General features: G+C 59.2%; 18 protein-coding genes. 5 read left to right on the top strand and 13 right to left on the bottom strand.

The features are described from left to right. Positions 1-98 precede the first annotated feature (98 nt). Positions 99-389 (bottom strand): hypothetical protein, encoded by a 291-nt coding sequence (locus DW870_RS06005; protein WP_006235631.1) that lies wholly within the window; start codon positions 387-389, stop codon positions 99-101. 294 nt (positions 390-683) lie between these two features. Between DW870_RS06005 and DW870_RS06000 the strand changes: the two genes are divergently transcribed. Further along, the gene (locus DW870_RS06000; RefSeq protein ID WP_117848566.1) at positions 684-1,205 is read left to right on the top strand and encodes a nitroreductase family protein; all 522 of its coding nucleotides are present in this window, start codon (positions 684-686) and stop codon (positions 1,203-1,205) included. Between the two features lie 64 nt (positions 1,206-1,269). Here the strand turns inward: DW870_RS06000 and DW870_RS05995 are convergent, their stop codons facing one another. The 3 genes from DW870_RS05995 to DW870_RS05985 form a co-directional block, all read right to left on the bottom strand. Then, the gene (locus DW870_RS05995; RefSeq protein WP_147332641.1) at positions 1,270-1,845 is read right to left on the bottom strand and encodes a hypothetical protein; all 576 of its coding nucleotides are present in this window, start codon (positions 1,843-1,845) and stop codon (positions 1,270-1,272) included. A gap of 84 nt (positions 1,846-1,929) precedes the next feature. Next, positions 1,930-3,147 (bottom strand): helix-turn-helix domain-containing protein, encoded by a 1,218-nt coding sequence (locus tag DW870_RS05990; protein WP_117848568.1) that lies wholly within the window; start codon positions 3,145-3,147, stop codon positions 1,930-1,932. 266 nt (positions 3,148-3,413) lie between these two features. Beyond that, positions 3,414-4,448 (bottom strand): YeiH family protein, encoded by a 1,035-nt coding sequence (locus DW870_RS05985; protein WP_117877190.1) that lies wholly within the window; start codon positions 4,446-4,448, stop codon positions 3,414-3,416. Between the two features lie 193 nt (positions 4,449-4,641). Between DW870_RS05985 and DW870_RS05980 the strand changes: the two genes are divergently transcribed. Continuing rightward, positions 4,642-5,343, top strand: a complete 702-nt coding sequence (locus tag DW870_RS05980; RefSeq protein ID WP_117877188.1) for a GntR family transcriptional regulator — start codon at positions 4,642-4,644, stop codon at positions 5,341-5,343. Between the two features lie 115 nt (positions 5,344-5,458). On the opposite strand, the gene glmS is transcribed toward DW870_RS05980, so the two are convergent. Further along, on the bottom strand, positions 5,459-7,306 hold the full coding sequence (gene glmS, locus DW870_RS05975; RefSeq protein WP_117877186.1) for a glutamine--fructose-6-phosphate transaminase (isomerizing): 1,848 nt from the start codon (positions 7,304-7,306) through the stop codon (positions 5,459-5,461). A gap of 312 nt (positions 7,307-7,618) precedes the next feature. On the opposite strand from glmS, the gene DW870_RS05970 reads away from it, so the two are divergent. Further along, on the top strand, positions 7,619-8,752 hold the full coding sequence (locus tag DW870_RS05970; RefSeq protein WP_233539753.1) for a LacI family DNA-binding transcriptional regulator: 1,134 nt from the start codon (positions 7,619-7,621) through the stop codon (positions 8,750-8,752). A gap of 214 nt (positions 8,753-8,966) precedes the next feature. Then, complete coding sequence (locus tag DW870_RS05965; RefSeq protein WP_117759248.1) at positions 8,967-10,172, top strand: ATP-binding protein; 1,206 nt, start codon at positions 8,967-8,969, stop codon at positions 10,170-10,172. A 201-nt stretch (positions 10,173-10,373) separates the two neighbouring features. Here DW870_RS05965 and DW870_RS05960 read toward each other — a convergent pair whose 3' ends face one another. Next, complete coding sequence (locus DW870_RS05960; RefSeq protein WP_117877183.1) at positions 10,374-11,024, bottom strand: HAD family phosphatase; 651 nt, start codon at positions 11,022-11,024, stop codon at positions 10,374-10,376. 173 nt (positions 11,025-11,197) lie between these two features. Here DW870_RS05960 and DW870_RS05955 point away from each other — a divergent pair, with 173 nt between their 5' ends. Next, on the top strand, positions 11,198-12,076 hold the full coding sequence (locus tag DW870_RS05955; protein ID WP_117877181.1) for an ATP-dependent sacrificial sulfur transferase LarE: 879 nt from the start codon (positions 11,198-11,200) through the stop codon (positions 12,074-12,076). Between the two features lie 582 nt (positions 12,077-12,658). Here the strand turns inward: DW870_RS05955 and DW870_RS05950 are convergent. From DW870_RS05950 to DW870_RS05920, 7 genes are all read right to left on the bottom strand, one after another. After that, positions 12,659-13,309, bottom strand: coding sequence for an HAD family phosphatase (locus DW870_RS05950; protein ID WP_117877179.1), 651 nt, complete (start codon positions 13,307-13,309; stop codon positions 12,659-12,661). A 243-nt stretch (positions 13,310-13,552) separates the two neighbouring features. Continuing rightward, positions 13,553-14,005 (bottom strand): PTS sugar transporter subunit IIA, encoded by a 453-nt coding sequence (locus DW870_RS05945; protein ID WP_117790460.1) that lies wholly within the window; start codon positions 14,003-14,005, stop codon positions 13,553-13,555. A gap of 12 nt (positions 14,006-14,017) precedes the next feature. Then, positions 14,018-14,956 (bottom strand): transketolase family protein, encoded by a 939-nt coding sequence (locus DW870_RS05940; RefSeq protein ID WP_117790459.1) that lies wholly within the window; start codon positions 14,954-14,956, stop codon positions 14,018-14,020. Further along, a complete protein-coding gene (locus DW870_RS05935) occupies positions 14,956-15,786 on the bottom strand; it encodes a transketolase (protein WP_117790458.1) in 831 nt (276 codons plus the stop codon). Before DW870_RS05935 ends, DW870_RS05940 begins: the two co-directional genes overlap by 1 nt. A 63-nt stretch (positions 15,787-15,849) precedes the next feature. Continuing rightward, positions 15,850-16,533 carry a fructose-6-phosphate aldolase gene (fsa, locus tag DW870_RS05930; RefSeq protein ID WP_117877177.1) on the bottom strand — a complete coding sequence of 228 codons (684 nt, stop codon included), beginning with the start codon at positions 16,531-16,533 and terminating at the stop codon, positions 15,850-15,852. Positions 16,534-16,658: 125 nt separating this feature from the next. Further along, on the bottom strand, positions 16,659-17,927 hold the full coding sequence (locus tag DW870_RS05925) for a class II D-tagatose-bisphosphate aldolase non-catalytic subunit (protein WP_055251764.1): 1,269 nt from the start codon (positions 17,925-17,927) through the stop codon (positions 16,659-16,661). 144 nt (positions 17,928-18,071) lie between these two features. After that, entirely contained in the window at positions 18,072-19,544 is a 1,473-nt protein-coding gene (locus DW870_RS05920) for a PTS fructose transporter subunit IIC (RefSeq protein ID WP_117877175.1), read from the bottom strand. Between the last annotated feature and the right edge of the window lie 270 nt (positions 19,545-19,814).

Here is a 19,814-nt window from a genome sequence, read left to right as displayed (position 1 = left end):
CTCCGCAAATGCGCGCATTTTATGGCCTATCGGCAGAAAAAGACCGCCGGCGCGGGAGCGGCGCCAGCGGTCACGTGAAAATCGGGTTTTATTGCCTGTTAAGCGGCGACGGCCTCATAGACCGTAGCGCCCGAGAAGCTGTCATGCAGGCTCTTGCCGGCAATCCACGGCAGCTCGACGACCTCGCAGACCGTGTTGACCAACTCAGAGCAGTCAGTAAAGTGGCCCTTGTCGTTGAGGGCCTCGCAATCCTGAACACGCCAATAGCCATCGGTGTGCGTGATGTAGTACTCGTGATCGTTGATCGACACGAAAGCGCGCGTCTTGGAACGCAGCAGCTTCAGAAATCCTTCGAAATCGGTCTCGACGACATCTCCAGCCTGGAACATGATGTTACCTCCTGGCCCGGCGCCACCACGGCGCATTGATAAACGTTGGTACTCCTTTAGTAAAACCTTTATCAGAGGTTATGCGTTCGTCATTTAGGCAAGTGGTAAAAAACCGCAGGGTAGACGGGATAAAACGTTTAACCATCCCATTTGTTTGTCACATTCTGAAGGTACTTTTATGCAAACCTACTTTCCCAATTGGAATCTATCCTTTTGGCCGGGCAATTGACCGTCTATCGTTTAAGCCCGACGGGTATGAACGGGGCATCTGCAACGCCACCGCAAGGAGACACCATGGAGACTATCGAAGCACTCATTCACCGCCGCAGCTGCCGCAACTACAGCGATCGTCCCGTCGAGGCCGAAAAGCTTGCACGTATTATTGAAGCCGGCCAATATGCACCGAGCGGCATGGGCCGCCAGCCGGTGACGTTTGTCGCCGTCACCGACCCCGCGACCGTCAAGCGTCTCTCACAGCTCAACGCCCAGGTCATGGACAGCAACAGCGACCCCTTCTATGGCGCCAAGACCGTTGTGGTGGTGCTGGTTGACCGCAGCGTGCCCACACATCTGGAAGACGGCTCGCTCGCCATGGGCAACTTGCTCAACGCCGCCTATGCACTGGGTGTCGATTCGTGCTGGATTCACCGCGCGCATGAGGTCTTTGACTCGCCCGAGGGCTTGGAGCTGCTGGCCAGCTGGGGCCTGCCCGCCGACGGCAGCCTGCGCGGTGTCGGTAACTGCATTCTTGGCTACGCCGAGGACGCGCTACCCGAGGCAAAGCCGCGCCGCGACAACGTGGTGTACGTAAGGTAACCCAGGAGCGTCAGCGGGGGTAGCTAATTTTGGACGGGGCTATTTTAGCTACCCCACTCGCAACTTATATTGACGTCGCCGTTGTCGTCGTTTCGTTCGTGTGAGTCGTTTCGGCTTCGCTGCCTTGTTCGCCCTCGTCCTTTTGAGCATCGGCGATGGTGGAGGCCGCCGCAACGATGCCGCGCTGGGGTGCGACGCCCGTCTGGGTCTGAGCGCCCTCGACAACTTCTGTGCCTGCATGCGCGAGCTCGGGCGATTTAAACACTGCGTCCAAGTTGGCGCCACCGCCGGCGTAGCCAAGCGCAGCGAGTGCGATGACGATCACCGCAACGACGACCGCGATCGGAACATAACGATGCCAACCAGCCGGATTGAGTCCGCTGCGGCGAGCCGCCCCTCGGCTGATGTAACCGAGCGTTCCGTCGTGCTTGAGCTTTGAGCCCACCACGCGTTTGCGGCCCCACAGCGAGGACTCTGCCTGCATGGCCAAGCGGGCGCTTGCCGAAGGATAGCCATATTTAGTGCGCTTGAACGAGCCATCAAACCCCGAGGCGTGTTTGCCCCACGTCACCGATGTCGTGCGTCGGTTGACCGGCGCGGCGCTCCGCCTTCTGCGGCTCGGTTTTGAAGTCTCAGCCATATGCCCTCGCACGCCGTAACCAAATCGAAACAATAACGCTTTGGACTGTAGCACACGCGTCGCGCGCGGTCACGGACGCCTCGCTCAACGGTCATCGTCCTTCAGCAAGCGCCACAGCGTTGTACGGCTTATGCCCAGCACCTCCGCCGCACGGGTTCGATTGCCGTGGAGATGATCTACAACCAGATGCGCGATATCTCGCTCGGTATCGGCCAGCGGTCGCAGGATATACAGGTCGCTTTCGAGTGTCGGGGCGCCAAAGGTTGCGGTCTTAATCACGTCCTCTTGGGCGAGCACTTCCTCCGCCACAGCGCGGTCCACCGTGCCCGCCCCCACCAATATATACAGTCGTTCCGAGACCTCGCGGAGCTGCAGATAATTGCGCGGCCAGCGGTAAGCATCGAGCGTCTTCGTCGCCGCGGCAGACAGCGTGGGCGCTGCCGTCCCAAATGCGTCAGCGAGATATTCCAAATAGCGCGCAACCTTCGTCGACGCGGCTCCCTGCTCGGCGATTGCCGGCGCCACGCTCACCGCACAGGCGAAGCGCTCGGTCACAAAGGCGGCTTGATCACTTTCGCTGCCGCCCGGCATGTCATTCGCCGTCAGCACCACATGGCAGCGCGTCGCCAACGCGGTGTCGGCCATCGTGGAGACCAGCTCGCGGAGGCGCTGGGGGCCAACCGCGTTCCAGCCCTCAATGCAAAGGGTCAGCTCCGTTTGGAACAACGGCGATTCGGCGCTTTTGAGCACATGGCGCCAACCGCGCTCGGTGAGCTCATCGAGCGCGACGGAAACAAAGGGCTGATCGGCAAAAGGACCGTCCAGATAGAGGCGCTTGGCAATCTCGACCTGACCTGCGCCAAGCTCGCCCTCGAGCATAAGGGGCACGCCGCGCGCATAGCTCTCGGCAACCGGTGCAGCTACCGCAGCAGCGCCTTCAACGATGCCGTACGCGCTCGATTCGTAGCGGGCCTCAACTTCGTCGGCGTTGAGCCATTCGATGCCCGCATGCGCCGCGGCGCCGCGCACCTCGCGGACCACGACGACCCAAAGGCCCCCGCCCTCTTTGTCGGTGGGGCGAACGGCCAGGCTCAGGCGCGTACCCGCACGCCCCATAACCAGACGCGCGCCGTCTCCTATACGGTCGAGGCGCTCAGCAACAAAAGCCGCCACATCCCGCTCAAGCGCCGCGTCATTCATGGTCGAGATCGCGACGTCCCCACGCGCATCGATTGCCAATGCCGAGGCCCCGGCAGCAGCCAGGGCCTCGGTCAAGATGTTCAGCTTGGCATCGCTATCCATGATTTGCCCCTGTCCGCGGCGACATGCAGCCGCCGACGGTCGCACGACCGAGTGTTTCAAAATTGAACGATATTGCTCACCAAACACTATAGGGCAGAAAGCGCCGTCCTGCGAGTATAGGTGTTGCCCCGCATCGCCATCCTGGCGGGGCGATAAGAGCTCTTCGGGACTTATAAACCTGCGGACAAGCCATACCCGCAAGAGCTCCTATCGCTCCACCGTGAGAATGCGCTCACCAGCACGCAGCACGCAAATAAGCTACTTCTCTACCAGATTCCCAGCACGTGCTGCATTCCCAAACTCATGCACGCAATGCCAATCCAGCAGCAAAAGCCCAGCGCGATGGGCTTGCCGCCCTTTTTGACCAGCTCGACGATATCGGTATTAAAACCAATAGCCGCCATGGCCATCACAATAAAGAACTTCGACAGCTCCTTGATGGGCGCCGTAATGGATGCAGGAAGCTGAAGCACCGTAGTGATCACGCTCGCCAGCACAAAAAACAGCACAAACATGGGAAACGCGCGTTTAAGCGAGAACGTGCTTTTGGCGTCGCCGCCGGCCTTGCGCGCCAGATGCATCTGCCAGCATGCGAGGACCAACGTGATGGGGATAATGACCAGCGTCCTGGTGAGCTTGACCACCGTGGCGCTCTCGAGCACATTGGCGCCGGGATGCATGCTGTCCCAAGCGCTCGCCGCAGCCGTTACGGACGAGGTGTCGTTGATGGCGGTACCGGCAAACAGGCCAAAGCCCTCGTTGGTCAGCCCGAGCATGCCGCCGAGCGTCGGAAACACGAGCGCCGCGATAACGTTAAACAGGAAGATGACCGAAATAGCCTGGGCAATCTCGCGATCGTCGGCATCGATGACGGGTGCGGTCGCGGCGATGGCAGAACCGCCACAAATCGACGAACCCACACCCACAAGCGTCGCGATCTTGCTCGGCACGTTCATAACGCGGCAGAGCACAAAGGCGATGACAAGCGAGGTCGAGATCGTCGCCACGATAATCGGCAACGACTGGGCGCCCTTGGACAGAATCTGGGAGAGGTTCATGCCAAAGCCAAGCAGGATAACCGCGTACTGCAAGACTTTTTTAGACGTATAGGTGACACCGGCGGCGAGCTGTTCGCGATGATTCTTGGGAAAGACGATTGCCAGAACCATGCCGAAGAGGATGGCGAATACCGGCCCACCGACCACCTCAATCTGTTTGCCGAGCAGCGTTGCGGGGATAGCGATGATCAGGCAGAACAAGACGCCCTTCCAGCGCTCGCGTACGATATTTGCCAGTTGCATATGGGATTCCTTCTTTCTCTTTCACGTTTGCGACGGCTTATGATACGGCAACATTGAGCGCAGCCTTGCGTAAACAAAGACTAAGATGCCGCAATAGTTCTTGGGCAACAGCCGAATTACCCACCGCGGAAAGCTGATTCGCGGCATAATTAACAACTGACATATGAGTTTGATAGAACAGTTGCGAGGCGCTATGGAAGAATCGATGCACGTCGGCGAGCAGGAAACGAGCCTACAGGACCAGTCCTACCACACCATTCGACGCAAAATCGTCTACCTGGACTACAAGCCGGGCGAAAAGCTGGGCGTCAAGCAACTTTGCGACGACCTGGATATGGGTCGCACGCCCGTGCGCGAGGCTTTGGTTCGCTTGGCGCAGGAAGGCCTGGTGCGCACCGTGCCCCAGAGCGGTACCTACGTCTCGCCCATCAACCTCACCCTTGCCGAGAGTGCCTGTTACATCCGCGAGCATCTGGAAAAGCAGGTGATCGTGGAGTGCTGCGCGCGCGCCACGTCGGCTGGCATCGAGCAGCTCGACCGCGCCATCGCGCTGCAGGAAAAGGCCATGGCCGAAGAGGATCGCATCGGCTTCTTTTTGAGCGACAACCTCATGCATCACATGATTTTTAGCATCGCATGCCGCAGCACTGTGTGGTCGTGGCTCGAGGAGACCAATGCCGACCTGGAGCGCTTCCGCTGGCTGCGCGCCGCCACGCAGGTTCTCGACAATCAGGACATCGTGAACGAGCACAAGCAGATTCGCCGCGCTATCGCCGGTCGCGACCCCATCGAAGCGAGCTTTTTGGTCAGCAAGCACCTGCACATGATGTTCCGCAACCAAACCGAGGTTCTGGACCAGTTCCCCGACTACTTCGAGACCAGCAAGCTCCGCTAACCTGCCAAAAAGGGACAGGTTTATTTTGGCAGGTTTTATCTGGGCAAATGCAACAAGGCCCGGCTCCGTCTTTGATGCGGAGCCGGGCCTTAGTTGTTAGAACGACGGAACTCGATTATTCGACCGTGACGCTTTTCGCCAGGTTGCGGGGCTGGTCAACGTCGCAACCGCGCAGGATGGCCACCTCGCGGGCGAGCAGCTGCAGCGGGACGCTCGCCGTGATGGGGCTGAACACGTCGCGGACTGCTGGCACGCGGATGATGCAGTCGGCGATCTTGTTGATCTCCTCGTCGCCCTCAGTGGCAACGACGATGACCTTGGCGCCGCGCGCCTTGCACTCCATAAGGTTCGACACGGTCTTGTCGTAGGTGGCACTCTTGGTGGCCACGGCGATGACAGGGAAGCCCGGATCGACCAGTGCGATGGGACCGTGCTTCATCTCGCCGGCGGCGTAGGCCTCGGCGTGCAGGTAGCTGACCTCTTTGAGCTTGAGCGCGCCCTCGTAGGAAATAGCGGCACCCATGCCGCGACCCACGAACAGTGCGGACTGCGCGTCCTTGCACAGCAGGGCGGCCTCATGAACGGCCTCGGTCTGGGTATCCAAAATCCACTGGATCTGCTCGGCCGTATCGGAAAGCTCGCGGAACAGCATGCGCGCCTGCTTGGTGGTCAAGCGGTACTTGACCTGCGCCAGCAGCAGGGCCAAAAGCGTAAGGCTCACGACCTGGCCGATGAAGCTCTTGGTCGAGGCGACCGCGATCTCCTTGTTGGCCTTGGTGTAGATGACGCCGTCGCTCTCACGCGCCACGGGGCTGCCCACCACGTTGGTGATGCCGAAGACCTTGGCACCCTTGATGCGCGCGTCGCGAATGGCGGCAAGGGTATCGGCCGTCTCGCCCGACTGGGACACGGCAACGACAAGCGTCGTCGGCGTAATGATGGGATTGCGATAGCGGAACTCGCTGGCCGCCTCCACCTCGGTGGGGATGCGAGCCCAGCCCTCAATGAGATTCTTGGCAATGAGGCCAGCGTGATAGCTGGTTCCGCAAGCGATCACGTAGACGCGGTCGATGTCGTTGAGTTCCTCGAGCGAAAGGCCAAGCTCGTCGATGTCGAGCTCGCCGACCGGCGTCATACGACCGACCAGCGTGTCGCGCACGACGCGCGGCTGCTCGTGGATTTCCTTGAGCATAAAGTCGGGATAACCGCCCTTTTCGGCCATGTCCAGGTCCCAGTCGATGTGGGTGACCTTGGGCTCGATGACGTTGCCGGCCTCGTCGGTGTACTCGACGCCCGCGGGCGTGAGCTTGGCAAACTGACCGTCCTCGAGCACCACGACATCGCGGGTGGCGTCGATGAGCGCGATGACATCGGAAGCAACATAGGAGCCGGTTTCGCCCACGCCGACTACGATCGGGGAATCCTTGCGGGCCACGGCGATCACGCCGGGCTCGTCAGCGCACACGGCGGCCAGACCATAGGCACCGACCACGTGGGTGCAAGCCTCGCGCACGGAGGCCATCAGGTCGTGCGTCTCGGCATAAGCCTCTTCGATCAGATGCGCGAAGACCTCGGTATCGGTCTCGCTCTTAAAGTGGTGACCACGGCCCTCCAGCTCTTCGCGCAGCTCGGCGAAGTTCTCGATGATGCCGTTGTGGACGATGGCGATACGACCGTCGCAGCTGGTGTGGGGATGGGCGTTAACGACGGAGGGCTTGCCGTGGGTGGCCCAACGGGTGTGGCCGATACCGCAGGTAGCGTCGCTGTCGATGTTGGAAAGCTCGCTCTCCAAGCCCGCGACCTTGCCCACGCGGCGGATGACGTCGAGGTGCGCCGCGGCGCCCTCACCCACCTCGAGCGCGACGCCCGAGGAGTCATAACCGCGATACTCCATACGCTTAAGACCCGTGACCAGGATGTTCTTTGCAATATCAGAGCCGGTGTAGCCGACAATTCCGCACATAGGATAAATCCCTTCGTTCGCGTGACTGCAAGACGTCCACGCACAGGGGGCGCTGAGACGTATAACGTTCGAGTATTGTACTCACGCAAGCGCAAGCTGATATACCAGAAGTGGTATCTCAACTTAGATACCACCCGATGCACACATGCCCAGCCGGTCCAAACCGCCACAATGGGGACAGGAACCTTTGTGGTGGCCGCGCTGGCAACGGCGTTTCCCCAGATAAAACCTGCCAAAATAAACCTGTCCCTTTTTGGTAGGTTTGGGATGCTACAATCTGGCTTGTACTTGAAACGCATCAAAGGGGCCGCTATGGCAAAGGTAAAAATCAGCGACGTCGCGCGCGAGGCCGGGGTTTCGCTGGGCACGGTTTCCAACGCGCTCAACCACCCCGAAAAGCTGCGCCCCGAGACCCTCAAACTCATCAACGAGACCATCAATCGCTTGGGCTACCTGCCCAACCAAAGCGCTCGCCAGCTGGCCGGCGGCACCACCAAGTCCTTTGGCCTGGTCCTCCCCCGTCTTGATCACGGCTTTTCGCTCCAGATTGCCAGCGGTGCCCACAACGAGGCACGCAAGCACGGCTATGACTTGCTCATCGCCAACGCCGACAACGACGACATTCTCGAAGACCATTACCTGCGCTACTTTATGGGCACTCAGATGTCCGGCGTCATGGTTCAGCCCATGGCATCCCCCGACTGGCACCCGGCCATGACTAAAATGCCCGTGCCGATCGTCCATCTGGACATCCACTGTTCCGAGCCCGGCCACTACGTGGCTGCCGATAACGAAGCCCAAGGTCGCATCATCGCCGAACTCGCCGTTGCCCGTGGCGCGCGCCATATCACCGTCGTGGGCAGAGCAGCATTTATGCAGCTCACCCTACGCGTGCTTGGCATTCACAAGGCCCTTGCCCTGCACCCCGATATCAAGATCGAAGTCATCGACGCCGGCGAATGGAATACCGCTGCCGACGGCTACGGCATCGGTGCCCAAATCGCCGAGCGCCCCGCGGACGAGCGCCCCGATTTTGTCATCGGCCTGACCGACGTATTAGCCTCGGGCGTTATCTCGGCGCTGACCGACAAGGGCATTTCCGTCCCCGGCCAGATTCTTGTTGCCGGCTGCGATGGCAACCCACTTGCCTGGAGCGGATCGGTCCCCCTCACCACGGTAGCACCACCGGGCTACGAGATCGGCCGCAAGGGCGTGCAGCTGCTCATGGAACAAATCGAGGATAAACCTGCCGCCAAGACCAAACGAGTCCGCATCGGCTCCGCCGCGCGTACCGTCACCACAATCACGGCCACCGAGGACATTAACCGTCAGGAGCTCGTACGCCCCTTCTTGCTCGAGCGTGTGAGCACCCAAAAGGCCGAGCAGCACCCGACGGGCCCATCCGCGGCCCCAATAACCGACATCAACCTGGGCGCCTACCTGTAACAAAAAAACGCCGCAACGGGAACAGTCCCGCTGCGGCGTTTTGCTGGCCCCATGTTCCCTCCCCGTTTAGCCGGATCTGCGGCTACGGATATTTATGGAATGTAATCCATTTTTCATTACCTTTTTTGTTAAAATAGAATCAATTCCATATTTTTAGATATTTCCTATAAGTATTGATTTTGCTCCAGTTTTTTCTCGCCAAGAAAGGGGTTTCATGAATCTGATTGATCGCAAACAGTACCTCGACTGGCTCATTTCGTGGAAAGACTCACACGTCATCAAGGTCGTTTCGGGCGTGCGAAGGTCCGGCAAATCAAAGCTATTCGAAATCTACCGCAGCTACCTGCGCGATCATGGAATCACAGGCGACCAGGTTATATCCCTCAACTTTGAAGACCTGGAGTTCGAGTCGCTTACGTCGTATAGAGCGCTCTACGACTACATTTCCGCCAGACTCGTCCCCGATAAGATGAACTACGTTTTTCTGGACGAGATACAGCACGTCGAGCATTTCGAAAAAGCCGTCGACAGTCTTTTTATCAAGGACAATGTCGACCTCTACATAACCGGTTCCAACGCTTATCTGCTCTCGAGCGAGCTGGCAACTTTGCTCTCCGGCCGCTACGTAGAGCTCAAGATGCTGCCCCTATCCTTTAAAGAGTTTTGCTCGGCAAAAACCAATGACGGAAAGGCTCCCGCGCAGTTGTTTGACGAGTACATAACCAGGGGCTCTTTTCCCTTTATCGCCGAGACGGGTATTCAGGGACCCCAGGCGCGCGATTATCTTATGAGCCTCTACGATACCATCGTCATACGCGACGTTATCGAACGCCTGAAGGTCTCGGACGTCCCGACCCTGCGCGATATCACCAAGTTCCTACTCCATAGCATTGGAAACCGGATCTCGATTAAAAAAATCTCCGACACGCTCTCGTCCAACGGCAACAAAACCGACCAGAAAACCGTAGCCAAATACCTCAAAGGCTTAACAGACAGCCTTGTGCTGTACTTTGCTCCGCGCTATAACGTGCGCGGTCGGCAGCTTCTTTCAACAAACGGCAAATACTACGCCGTTGACCTTGGACTTAGAGGCGCTCTCGTCAAAACCCAAAGCAGCGATATCGGTCATATCCTCGAAAATGTTGTTTATCTCGAGCTCCTACGCCGTGGATACGACGTCTACGTGGGCGATATCGACGGCGGGGAAATCGATTTTGTTGCCCTAAAGTCAGACGAGACAGCCTATTTTCAGGTTTCAGCCACAACGCTCGACGAAACTACCCTCAATCGAGAGTTGGCCCCCTTTAAGAAAGTCCGAGACAACTACCCCAAGACGCTTCTTACGCTCGACACGCTGTTTGCGGACGCGAACTACGAAGGAGTCCGCAAGCGCAACGTGATCGACTGGCTCCTGGAGTAACTTGTAGCGTCATAACCCTCCGCCAGCTCCTTACCAAGGCCGCAGCCCCAGTCGCTTAAAGCACAATGCCCCTCTTATCGGCCAAAACAGCAATCTTGGCGTGATAAGAGGGGCTGACTGCGTCAGCGCCTCCACGCAGGCGCCGTTACCGTCACCGTCCTGCGGGATCGGGCGCGGGGCATGGCGACTCGCGTGCAAACGCTAGCGCACGGCCTTGACCGCCGCCGTCAGATCGAACAGCGTATCGAGCACGGCCTCGCAGCCATCCACCACGTCCTGCGGCAGCGGCACGATATCGGGGACGGCAAAGACGTGGCATCCGGCCGTGATGCCCGAGACGCAGCCGTTGCGCGAATCCTCGACCACGGCACATTCCTCGGGAGCAAAGCCCGCGCGCTCGCAGGCGAGCAGATACATCTCGGGGTCGGGCTTGCCGTGCACGACGTCCTCGCCACACGTTACCGTTTCAAACTTGTCAAAAAGACCGACCATCTTAAGGTTGCGCTCGGCCGTAACGAGGCGCGACGACGTCGCTAGACCCACGTGATAGCCCGCAGCCAGCAGCTCGTCTAGGCACTCGGCGGCGCCGGCCTTAAGCTCCAGGTCGGTCTTGACCATCTCGTCGCGAATCTCCTTGTGACGACGATAGATCGCCTCAGCGGTTTCGCTGCTGTTGTAATGCTCCTCAAGGATGCCCATGACATCGGGCAGCGTGCGACCGATAAACTGATGGATCAGCGCATCATCAATCGCGAATCCCAGCTCGGCCGCTCCCGCCTTCCACGCCTTGATACCCAAACGCTCGGTGTCGACCAGCGTTCCGTCCATATCAAAAATAACAGCCTTGATCATATCGGTCCCCCATCGCTTCGCGCTGCTGTACTCCCGCAACTTTACCGCACTTGTAAACTTGTATATAACGTATATAGCATATTGCACTTTCGTTACATAGATAGAAGTCTTATGACAAGTGGCTCGGTAGGATTATAGTTTTCGACCGAGTACTCAACGATAAGGATCGTTTCATGATTTTAGACACCACGGCACCCGCAGAGGAGCTTCAAGACAAGCTATCGGCGCTCGAACAGCTGCTTTTGGCATACGGGCGCGTGGCTATCGGGTTTTCCGGTGGCGTCGACAGCAGCTTTTTGGCCGCGGTCTGCGCCCGCATCATGCCCGCCAGCACGCTTCTCGTTCACCTCACCACGCCGCTCATCGGCACGCCCGAGCAGGCTTCGTTTGAGCGGTCCGTTGACGGGCAGGCCAATGAAGGGCCGCATTTTAAGCTCCCCGTGCTCAATCTTTCGGTCGATCAGCTGCGGCTCCCCCAAGTAGCCTGCAACGATGCCGACCGCTGCTACCACTGCAAGCGCGCCGGCTTTACCGCCATCGTCAACCACGCCAAGTCGCTCGGCTTTCCCACCGTCATCGACGGCAGCAACGCAAGCGACCGCGGCGACTACCGCCCCGGCATGCGCGCCGCCCAGGAGCTCGGCGTGCGCTCGCCCCTCATGGAGGTCGGCTTTACCAAGGACGAAGAGCGCGAGCTGCTGCGCGCCTGGGGCTATCCCGTTTGGAACCTGCCGGCGGGAGCATGTCTTGCCACGCGCGTCCCCACGGGCGAGGAGCTTACGCGCGAGAAGGTCGATGTAATCCGCGCCTGCGAGGATTACCTGCACGATCTTGATCTGGCACAGGTACGCGCGCGCTTGATCGGCGGCTGCATGCATATCGAGGCCGCGCCGGCAGACGTCGCCAAGATCGCCGCCCTCGGCAGGACCGCGGTCAACGACGAGGGCAAGGCCCCGCTTCCCGCCGCCATCGAATCTGCCCTGCGCAACCTAGGCTGCGGCCACATCTCCCCCGAGGTCACCCCCTACATCCACGGCAACATGAATCAATAGCGCATCCCAAATAAGTTGCGGTGGAATAGTTCCTGTTTTGCGGCCTATCGGGCCCAAACAGGAACTATTCCACCGCAACTTCGTTTGATGGGCATTGACCCGCAGACCTGCCAAAAAGGGACAGGTTTATTTTGGCAGGTTTTATCTGGGAAAATGTCACGAGACAACTGCCTCTCTAGCACCCCTCTAACTTCGAGAGGCACTTGAGAGGCGTCTCGGCCGCACCTACTTTTTCCGATAGCGGCGGTTACAGCTCGTCGATGAACCCATTACTTCAATGAGTCCTTTATCCGGCAGCATTGGCATTCCGTCTCTCTAAACCAATAGATTTATCTCTCTAACTTTAGAGAGATAAGCACTTTGTTTTAGAGAGACCTTTAGAGAGATATAACGAATTCGCTGCTAGATTACCTAAGGCTGTCTCTCTAACCGACTTTATCTTTAGAGAGACGAGCGCGACCCCTCTAATGAATGGAACACCGCAGCCGACAGCTACGGCATCGGCGCCCAGATCGCCGAGCGCGCCAGCACCCAGGCAAGCAGCTGCGTCGAAGCCACCGCCATCGACCTCGGCGCATACCTTTAGCGCACGGCCTTGACCGCCGCCGTCAGATCGAACAGCGTGTCGAGCACGGCCTCGCAGCCATCCGCCACGTCCTGCGGCAGCGGCACAATATCGGGCACAGCAAAGACATGGCAGCCGGCCGTGATACCCGAGACGCAGCCGTTGCGCGAATCCTCGACCACGGCGCATTCCTCGGGAGCAAAGCCCGCGCGCTCGCAAGCGAGCAGGTAAATCGCGGGGTCGGGCTTGCCATATGCGACATCCTCGCCGAAGGTCACCGTTTCAAACTTGTCAAAGAGGCCGACCGATTTAAGGTTGCGCTCGGCCGCAACGCGGCGCGACGACGTCGCAAGGCCCACGTGATAGCCCGCAGCCAGCAGCTCGTCGAGGCACTCGGCGGCGCCGGCCTTAAGTTCCAGGTCGGTCTTGGCCATCTCGCTGTGTAGCTCAATGTTGCGGGCAAAAATCGCGTCGGCGGTTTCGCCCTTGCCGTAATGCGCCTCAAGGATGTCCTTAACATCGGCATTCGAACGGCCGATAAACTGATGGATCAACGCATCATCAATCGCAATCCCCAGCTCGGCAGCGCCCACCTTCCATGCCCTCATGTCCAAACGCTCGGTATCGACCAGCGTTCCGTCCATGTCAAAAATGACAGCCTTGATCATATCGACCCCTTCATCGGCTTGGGTTGCCGCAAATCTACTGCACGTCACAAACTTGTATATAACGTATATATCATATTGTACTTTCGTTACATAGACAGAAACTTTATGACGTAACCTGCCAAAAAGGGACAGGTTTATTTTGGCAGGTTTTATCTGGGGAAACGCAAACAGGGCCGCGACGCCTATAGCGTCGCGGCCCTGCTCCTTGGAGAAGGATCAATAGATTGAGCGGGCTGGTTGCACCTAGCCCTCGAGCCCGGCGTTAATAAGCTCCGCGATCTCGGCGGGATCGGCGCTCGTGCGCACCTTGTCACGGAAGCCGGCATCCATCAGCATCACGGCAGCCTTGGAGAGCAGACGCAGGTGCGTGGTTCCCGCTTCGCCGGCGGGCACGTACAGCGCGAGTGCCACATCGACGGGCACGCCATCAAAGCTCGGCCACTCAACAGGCTCGGACAGCTTGAGCACGGCCACGCCCGGCGTATGAATCGCGTCGCTTTTGGCATGCGGAACGGCAAAACCGGCGACGAGGCCAGTCTCGGCCTCGTTTTCGCGAGCAATAAAAGCCGCCTCTACAGCAGATGCGTCATCGGCAAAACCAAGCTCAACAGCCTGCTCGGACAGATAATGCAGCGCGTCCTCGCGCGAGGCGGCGGCGTAGCCAATCGTCACTTGGTTGGCAGATACAAACCCCATGGAAAACCTTCCTTACAACACGGACCTGACCGCGGCTTCGATGCCGTCGGCGTCCAAACCGTACTTGTGCAGCAAATCGACCGCAGGGCCGGACTCGCCATATACATCGCGCACGCCGACGCGTCGCATCGGCACCGGATGCTGTTCCGCGAGCACCGAGGCCACGGCCTCGCCAAGACCGCCGATAATCGAATGCTCCTCGGCGGTGACCACGCGACCAGTCTTCTTGGCGCTGGCAACCACCAGGCGCTCATCGAGCGGTTTGATCGTATGCATGTTGATGACCTCGGCGTCGATACCATCGGCAGCGAGCGCCTCGGCAGCCTCAAGCGCCTCGGCGACCATGAGGCCACAAGCGACGATGGTCACATCGGACCCCTCGCGCACGACCACGCCGCGACCAATCTTGAACTCATAGTCCTCGCGGTCGTTGATAACCGGTGTTGCCAGGCGGCCGAAGCGCATGTAGACCGGTCCCTCAAACTCATAGGCGGCGCGCACGCAAGCGCGAGCCTCGATGTCATCGGCGGGGACGATCACCGTCATACCCGGAATCGTGCGCATGAGCGCGATATCCTCGCAGCACTGATGCGTAGCGCCGTCTTCACCGACCGAGATGCCCGCATGCGTAGCGCCAATTTTGACGTTGAGGTGCGGATAGCCGATGGAGTTACGCACTTGCTCATACGCACGACCGGCGGCGAACATGGCAAAGGTGCTCGCAAAGGCGACGCGACCCGTGGTCGCAATGCCGGCGGCAAGCCCCATCAAGTTGCTCTCGGCAATGCCGGCATCGTAGAAGCGCTCAGGGTGCGCAGCCTTAAACTTACCGGTCTGCGTGGCGGCGGCCAGGTCGGCATCGAGAACCACAAAGTCATCGTGCTCATTGCCCAGCTCGACAAGTGCCTCGCCATAGCTAACGCGCGTGGCGACTTTCTTGACGTCTGCCATTAGAGCTCCTCCCCTGCTGCTGCGAGCTCGGCCATGGCCTGCTCAAACTGTTCATCGTTGGGTGCCTTGCCGTGCCAGCCCACCTGGTTTTCCATAAAGGAGACGCCCTTGCCCTTCACCGTCTCGGCGATGATAGCGACGGGCGCGCCGGTCACCTCGCGAGCCTCGGCGAAAGCCGCCTCAATCTGCGCCATGTCATTGCCATCGGCTAGCTCGATCACATGCCACTTAAAGGCGCGGAACTTGTCGGCAAGCGGCATAGCCGAGTTAACTTCGTCGATACTGCCGTCAATTTGCAGGCCATTGTGATCGACGATAGCGACAAGGTTATCCAGGTCGTGGTTGCCGGCGAACATTGCCGCCTCCCACACCTGGCCTTCCTCGCACTCACCGTCGCCCAACAGCGTGTAGACGCGGTAGCTGTCACCCCAGTGCTTTGCGGCGAGTGCCATTCCAACCGCGGCGGAGATACCCTGACCGAGCGATCCGGTGGACATATCAACACCCGGGGTGTCGTTCATGTTGGGATGGCCCTGCAGTCGGCTGCCAATATGGCGGAGCGTCTCGAGCTCTTCGACGGGAAAATAGCCGCGATTTGCCAACACCGAATACAGGCCCGGCGCCGCGTGACCCTTGGAGAGCACAAAGCGGTCTCGATCGGCCTTGTGAGGGTCGGCAGGATCGATATTCATTTCCTCAAAGTACAGATACGTCATGATGTCGGCAGCACCGAGCGATCCACCCGGATGTCCCGACTTGGCCGCGTGCACCGCAGTCACGACACCCTTCCTGACCTCATTGGCGACCTTCGCCAGCTCCTGGTTGGTCATACGAATTCCTCTCTTGAGAACAACCCCGGCACCGGATGACGCGATGCCGGGGCAATCCACTCGTTAAGCCTGAGCGACGACCTTCTGCCAGTCAGCCTCAAAAGAGGCGAGGCCCTGGTCGGTCAGCGGGTGATGCAGGCACTTCTTGAGAGCGACCATGGGGACGGTCGCGATATCGGCACCGAGCAGCGCCGCCTGGGTCACGTGATTGGGCGTGCGGACAGATGCGGTGATGATCTCGACGGTGTCGTCGACGTTCTTGCCAGTCCAGTCATAGTTCTTGATGCAGGTCACAACGTTGTCGAGCTGCGAGATACCGTCCTCGGCGATGTCGTCGAAGCGTCCCACAAACGGGCTGATGTAGCGGGCACCGGCGTTGGCGGCCATGAGGGCCTGCGTCGGCGAGAAGACAAGCGTCATGTTGACGCGCACGCCTGCATCGGCCAACGCGCGGCAGGCGGCGAGGCCGGCCTCGCACACGGGAAGCTTAACCACGATGTTGGGAGCCAGAGCGGCAAGGCGCTTGCCCTCCTCGATCATGCCCTCGGCCGTGGTGGCGGTAGACTCGGCAGACACGGGCAGACCCTCGCAGAGCTCGGCAATCTTGAGCATATGGGGCTCAAAGTCGGCGAGCTTACCGCCGGTCTTGGCATACAGGGACGGATTGGTGGTAACACCGGCCAGGCAGCCCCAGCTCTTGGCCTCGGCGATCTCGTCAAGGTTGGCGGTATCGATAAAGAACTTCATGGTGCAAACTCCTTCTAAGGAATCCAAAACTCAAAAAATAGGACAAAGGGGATGTCCCTTTGTCCTATGTGCCGGGCCCGCAGCTGGGACATGCCCCGGACCCGGCGTCGTGTAGGAAAAGCTACTTAGAGAGCCTTCTCGATGCGGCTCGTGACGCCCTTGAGGTTAAGACCGACGACGTACTGCTTGATCGGGCGCTTGATGTGCTCGATCACAAAGCGCTTGCCGTCGATGTCCTGGGCAGCGAGGTTGCGATAGAGTTTCTCGACCTGCTCCTTGACCTCGGGATCGTTAAAGGCGTAGTGGCCGGAGACATCCAGAATCTTCAGGCTGAGTTCGTCGTCAGCCAGGATGTCGTCAACCTGCAGGTTGACGTCGTCGCCAGTCATCCACTTGCGCCAACGCTCGGTCTTGATAGCCTTGACCAGCAGCGTGTGATACAGGTCGGAGGGATCGTCGCACAGGCCGTTGTCGACCAGAATCTGCTCGGTAGCGCAGAGTTTGAGGTAAGCGCGGGTCTCCTCGGTGCCATACTGCGGAGCAACGTTGGAGGCGGTCACGTGTGCCGGGATATGCTCGAGCAGCGTCGCGTCATCCAGGTAGTCGGCGTTGTGCTCCTTCAGACCCACGCCGTAGCGCTTGGCCATATCGGCAAGCTCGCGAGCGTTCTTGAAGTTGTAGTGACCGACCTGCTCCGTCCAGCGGGTAAGGGTGCCGGTCTGGCCGACGATAAAGGTGGGCATGGGGCAGCCGCGCTTCTCGAGCTCGGGCTGCAGCTGAGAAATGAACTCCTCGTACTTATCGGTAGAGGTCAAGCCGCCATTGGTCTCCTCGGTACCGACCTCATAGGCAACCTCGGGCAGGTTATGCTCGCGACGGTATTGCTCAAGGTAGTCGATAAGATCGATCGTACGGCGAAGCACCACGTCGAGCGGAATAACCTTGCCGATCTGATAGGGGTCCTTGGTGGGATCGACCATCAGCAGGTCAAAGCCCGCCTCCATGTCGGCGACAAAGGACTTGCGGGCGAGCTCCATGGCCTCGTCCTCAGGCAGGTGGGCGTTACGCTCCTCGTCGCGCTGCCACGGACCGCCGTGATCGCGGCACAGGTAGTACGGACCGGTGTAACCCACCTCGTCGGCAACCTTCTTGATGTCGGCGGCAAAGCGCGTCTGGTCCCAACCGTTGACGTAGCCGGCGCCCATCTCGTCCATATCGACCTGGTTGCGGCTAGCGATAAACATGGGCGGGAAATCCTCGTCCTTGGCAAGCTCGAACACGGCCTGAATCAGGTTGGGGCTCATGGGGCCAATGCCGACCATGGTTGCGTGATCGCCGCTATCCTGCAGCTTGAGCATGCCCTGAACGGCCTGGCGGATGGTAAGGTTGGACATTTTGTTCTCCTTCTCCAGAGGATTTTTGACAAAAGTTCCCTGGGACCCAGATGCGGGCCCTATCAGTACGGATGGATTTTGTTGTGTAGGGGCGGTTGTGCGGAGTCAAATCCATCCCTCCGCACAACCGGAGTCCTTAAAGGTTTACTTGGCCTGCTTATCGAGCGTGGGCTTCATGGCAATCAGGATTGCAGCGGCGACCACGGAGCCAATCACGATGTCCAGGCAGAACAGCGCGACGTTGTTGGTGGCAAGGGCGACGATAAAGCCACCGTGCGGGACGTAGCAGTCGATACCCTGGAAGGCGGCGAGCGCCGCACCCACGGCAGAGCCGATGCAGATGCCGGGAAGGGTGTGACCGAGGTCCTTGACCGCGAAGGGGATAGCGCCCTCGGTAATACCGATGCAGCCCATGAACAGTGCGGAGATGCCCATCTGACGGTCGGCGTCATCGAACTTGTTCTTGGCGATGAGCGCAGCAAGGCCGCAAGCAATCGGGGGAATGGCGACGGCGACGCGGAACATACCGTTGGGGCCGTAGATGCCGGAGGCCATGATGGCCATGGTAAAGGTCGAAGCGGTCTTGTTGATGGGGCCACCCATATCGAAGGCGGTCATAACACCAATGACCAGGCCCAGGACGACGGCGGAGCCGCCCTGCAGGCTACCGAGCACGCTGGTGAGCCAATCCATCACAAAGCCAAGCGGCGTGGCCAGGATGTAAATGTATGCCATGCCAAGGACGAGCGAGGTCAGAATCGGGATGATCAGGATCGGCATGATGGTCTGGATGGTGTTGTTGACCTTCCAGGTCTTCATCCAGCGGACAAAGTAACCGCAGATGACAGCCATGATCATGGCACCCAAGAAGCCAGTCGAAACACTGTTGCCGCTCGGGGTGACGACGGCGTTGTTGACCAAGTAGCCCAGGACGAAGCCAGGGGCAAGTGCGGGCTTGCCGGCCATCGAGTAAGCGATGTATGCCGCAAGCACCGGAATCATCATAGAGATGCCGGCCATGCCGATGGTGTTAAGGCTCACCATCAACGGGTTGGTGACCTCCATGCCGCTAGCACCGGCAGTACCGGATGCCAACGAGAAGGCGAGGAACACGCCACCGATAACGACGATGGGGATAAAATAGGAAACGCCGGTATTGAATGCATTGAGCAGCGTCTTGCCAGGATCGGCAAAGATGGACTGCTTGGACGCCGGTGTCGGGGCCTGCGGGGCAGCGGAGACGGCCTTCTTCTCTGCCTTGGCCTCGGCCTTGGGCGCGTCAACGGCGCCACCCGTCGCCTTGATGATCTCAACGGCCTGGTCAATGATCTTCACCGGATCGGCGATTACATCCGAGGTACCGACCTTGAGGAACTTGCCCTCGGCCATCTTCTGCTCAAAACGGTCCTCATTCTCGACACCCACGTCGACGGACTCGAGCACCAGGTCGGCGGAATCCACGTCTTCCTGCGTCAGCTCGTTCTCGATGCCCAGACCACCCTGAGCCTCGACTTTGCACTCGATGCCACGGGCGGCGCATTCATCTTGAATCGCCTTCTGGGCCATATACGTGTGGGCAATACCCACGGTACAGGCGGCAACGCCTACGATCTTCATTGCTTCCCTCTTTTCATAGAGTTGCGTGCGCAAGACACCGTTTGCGGAGGCCTCCGGAGCATCCCCTGCCGTTTGGACTTGCTGTCTTTTCGACAAGACCAATATAGGTGCTCGTTTTTCTTAATGCCAGCTTATTTCGGTAAACGCGCAGGTCAGAGCGTTGGTTATGCGATTTAGTTATGCGTTTAACCAAAAATGAATCCTGCGATTTTACCCTCGATTTCAAAAGTCAAGAAGTATTTGATTTTCTCGGTAGACGGCAGATGCGCA

The organism is Collinsella sp. AM38-1BH (assembly GCF_003467545.1).
GTDB lineage: Bacteria > Actinomycetota > Coriobacteriia > Coriobacteriales > Coriobacteriaceae > Collinsella.
Note: the sequence above shows the minus strand (reverse complement) of the source record. Positions and strands in the feature narration are given on the sequence as shown.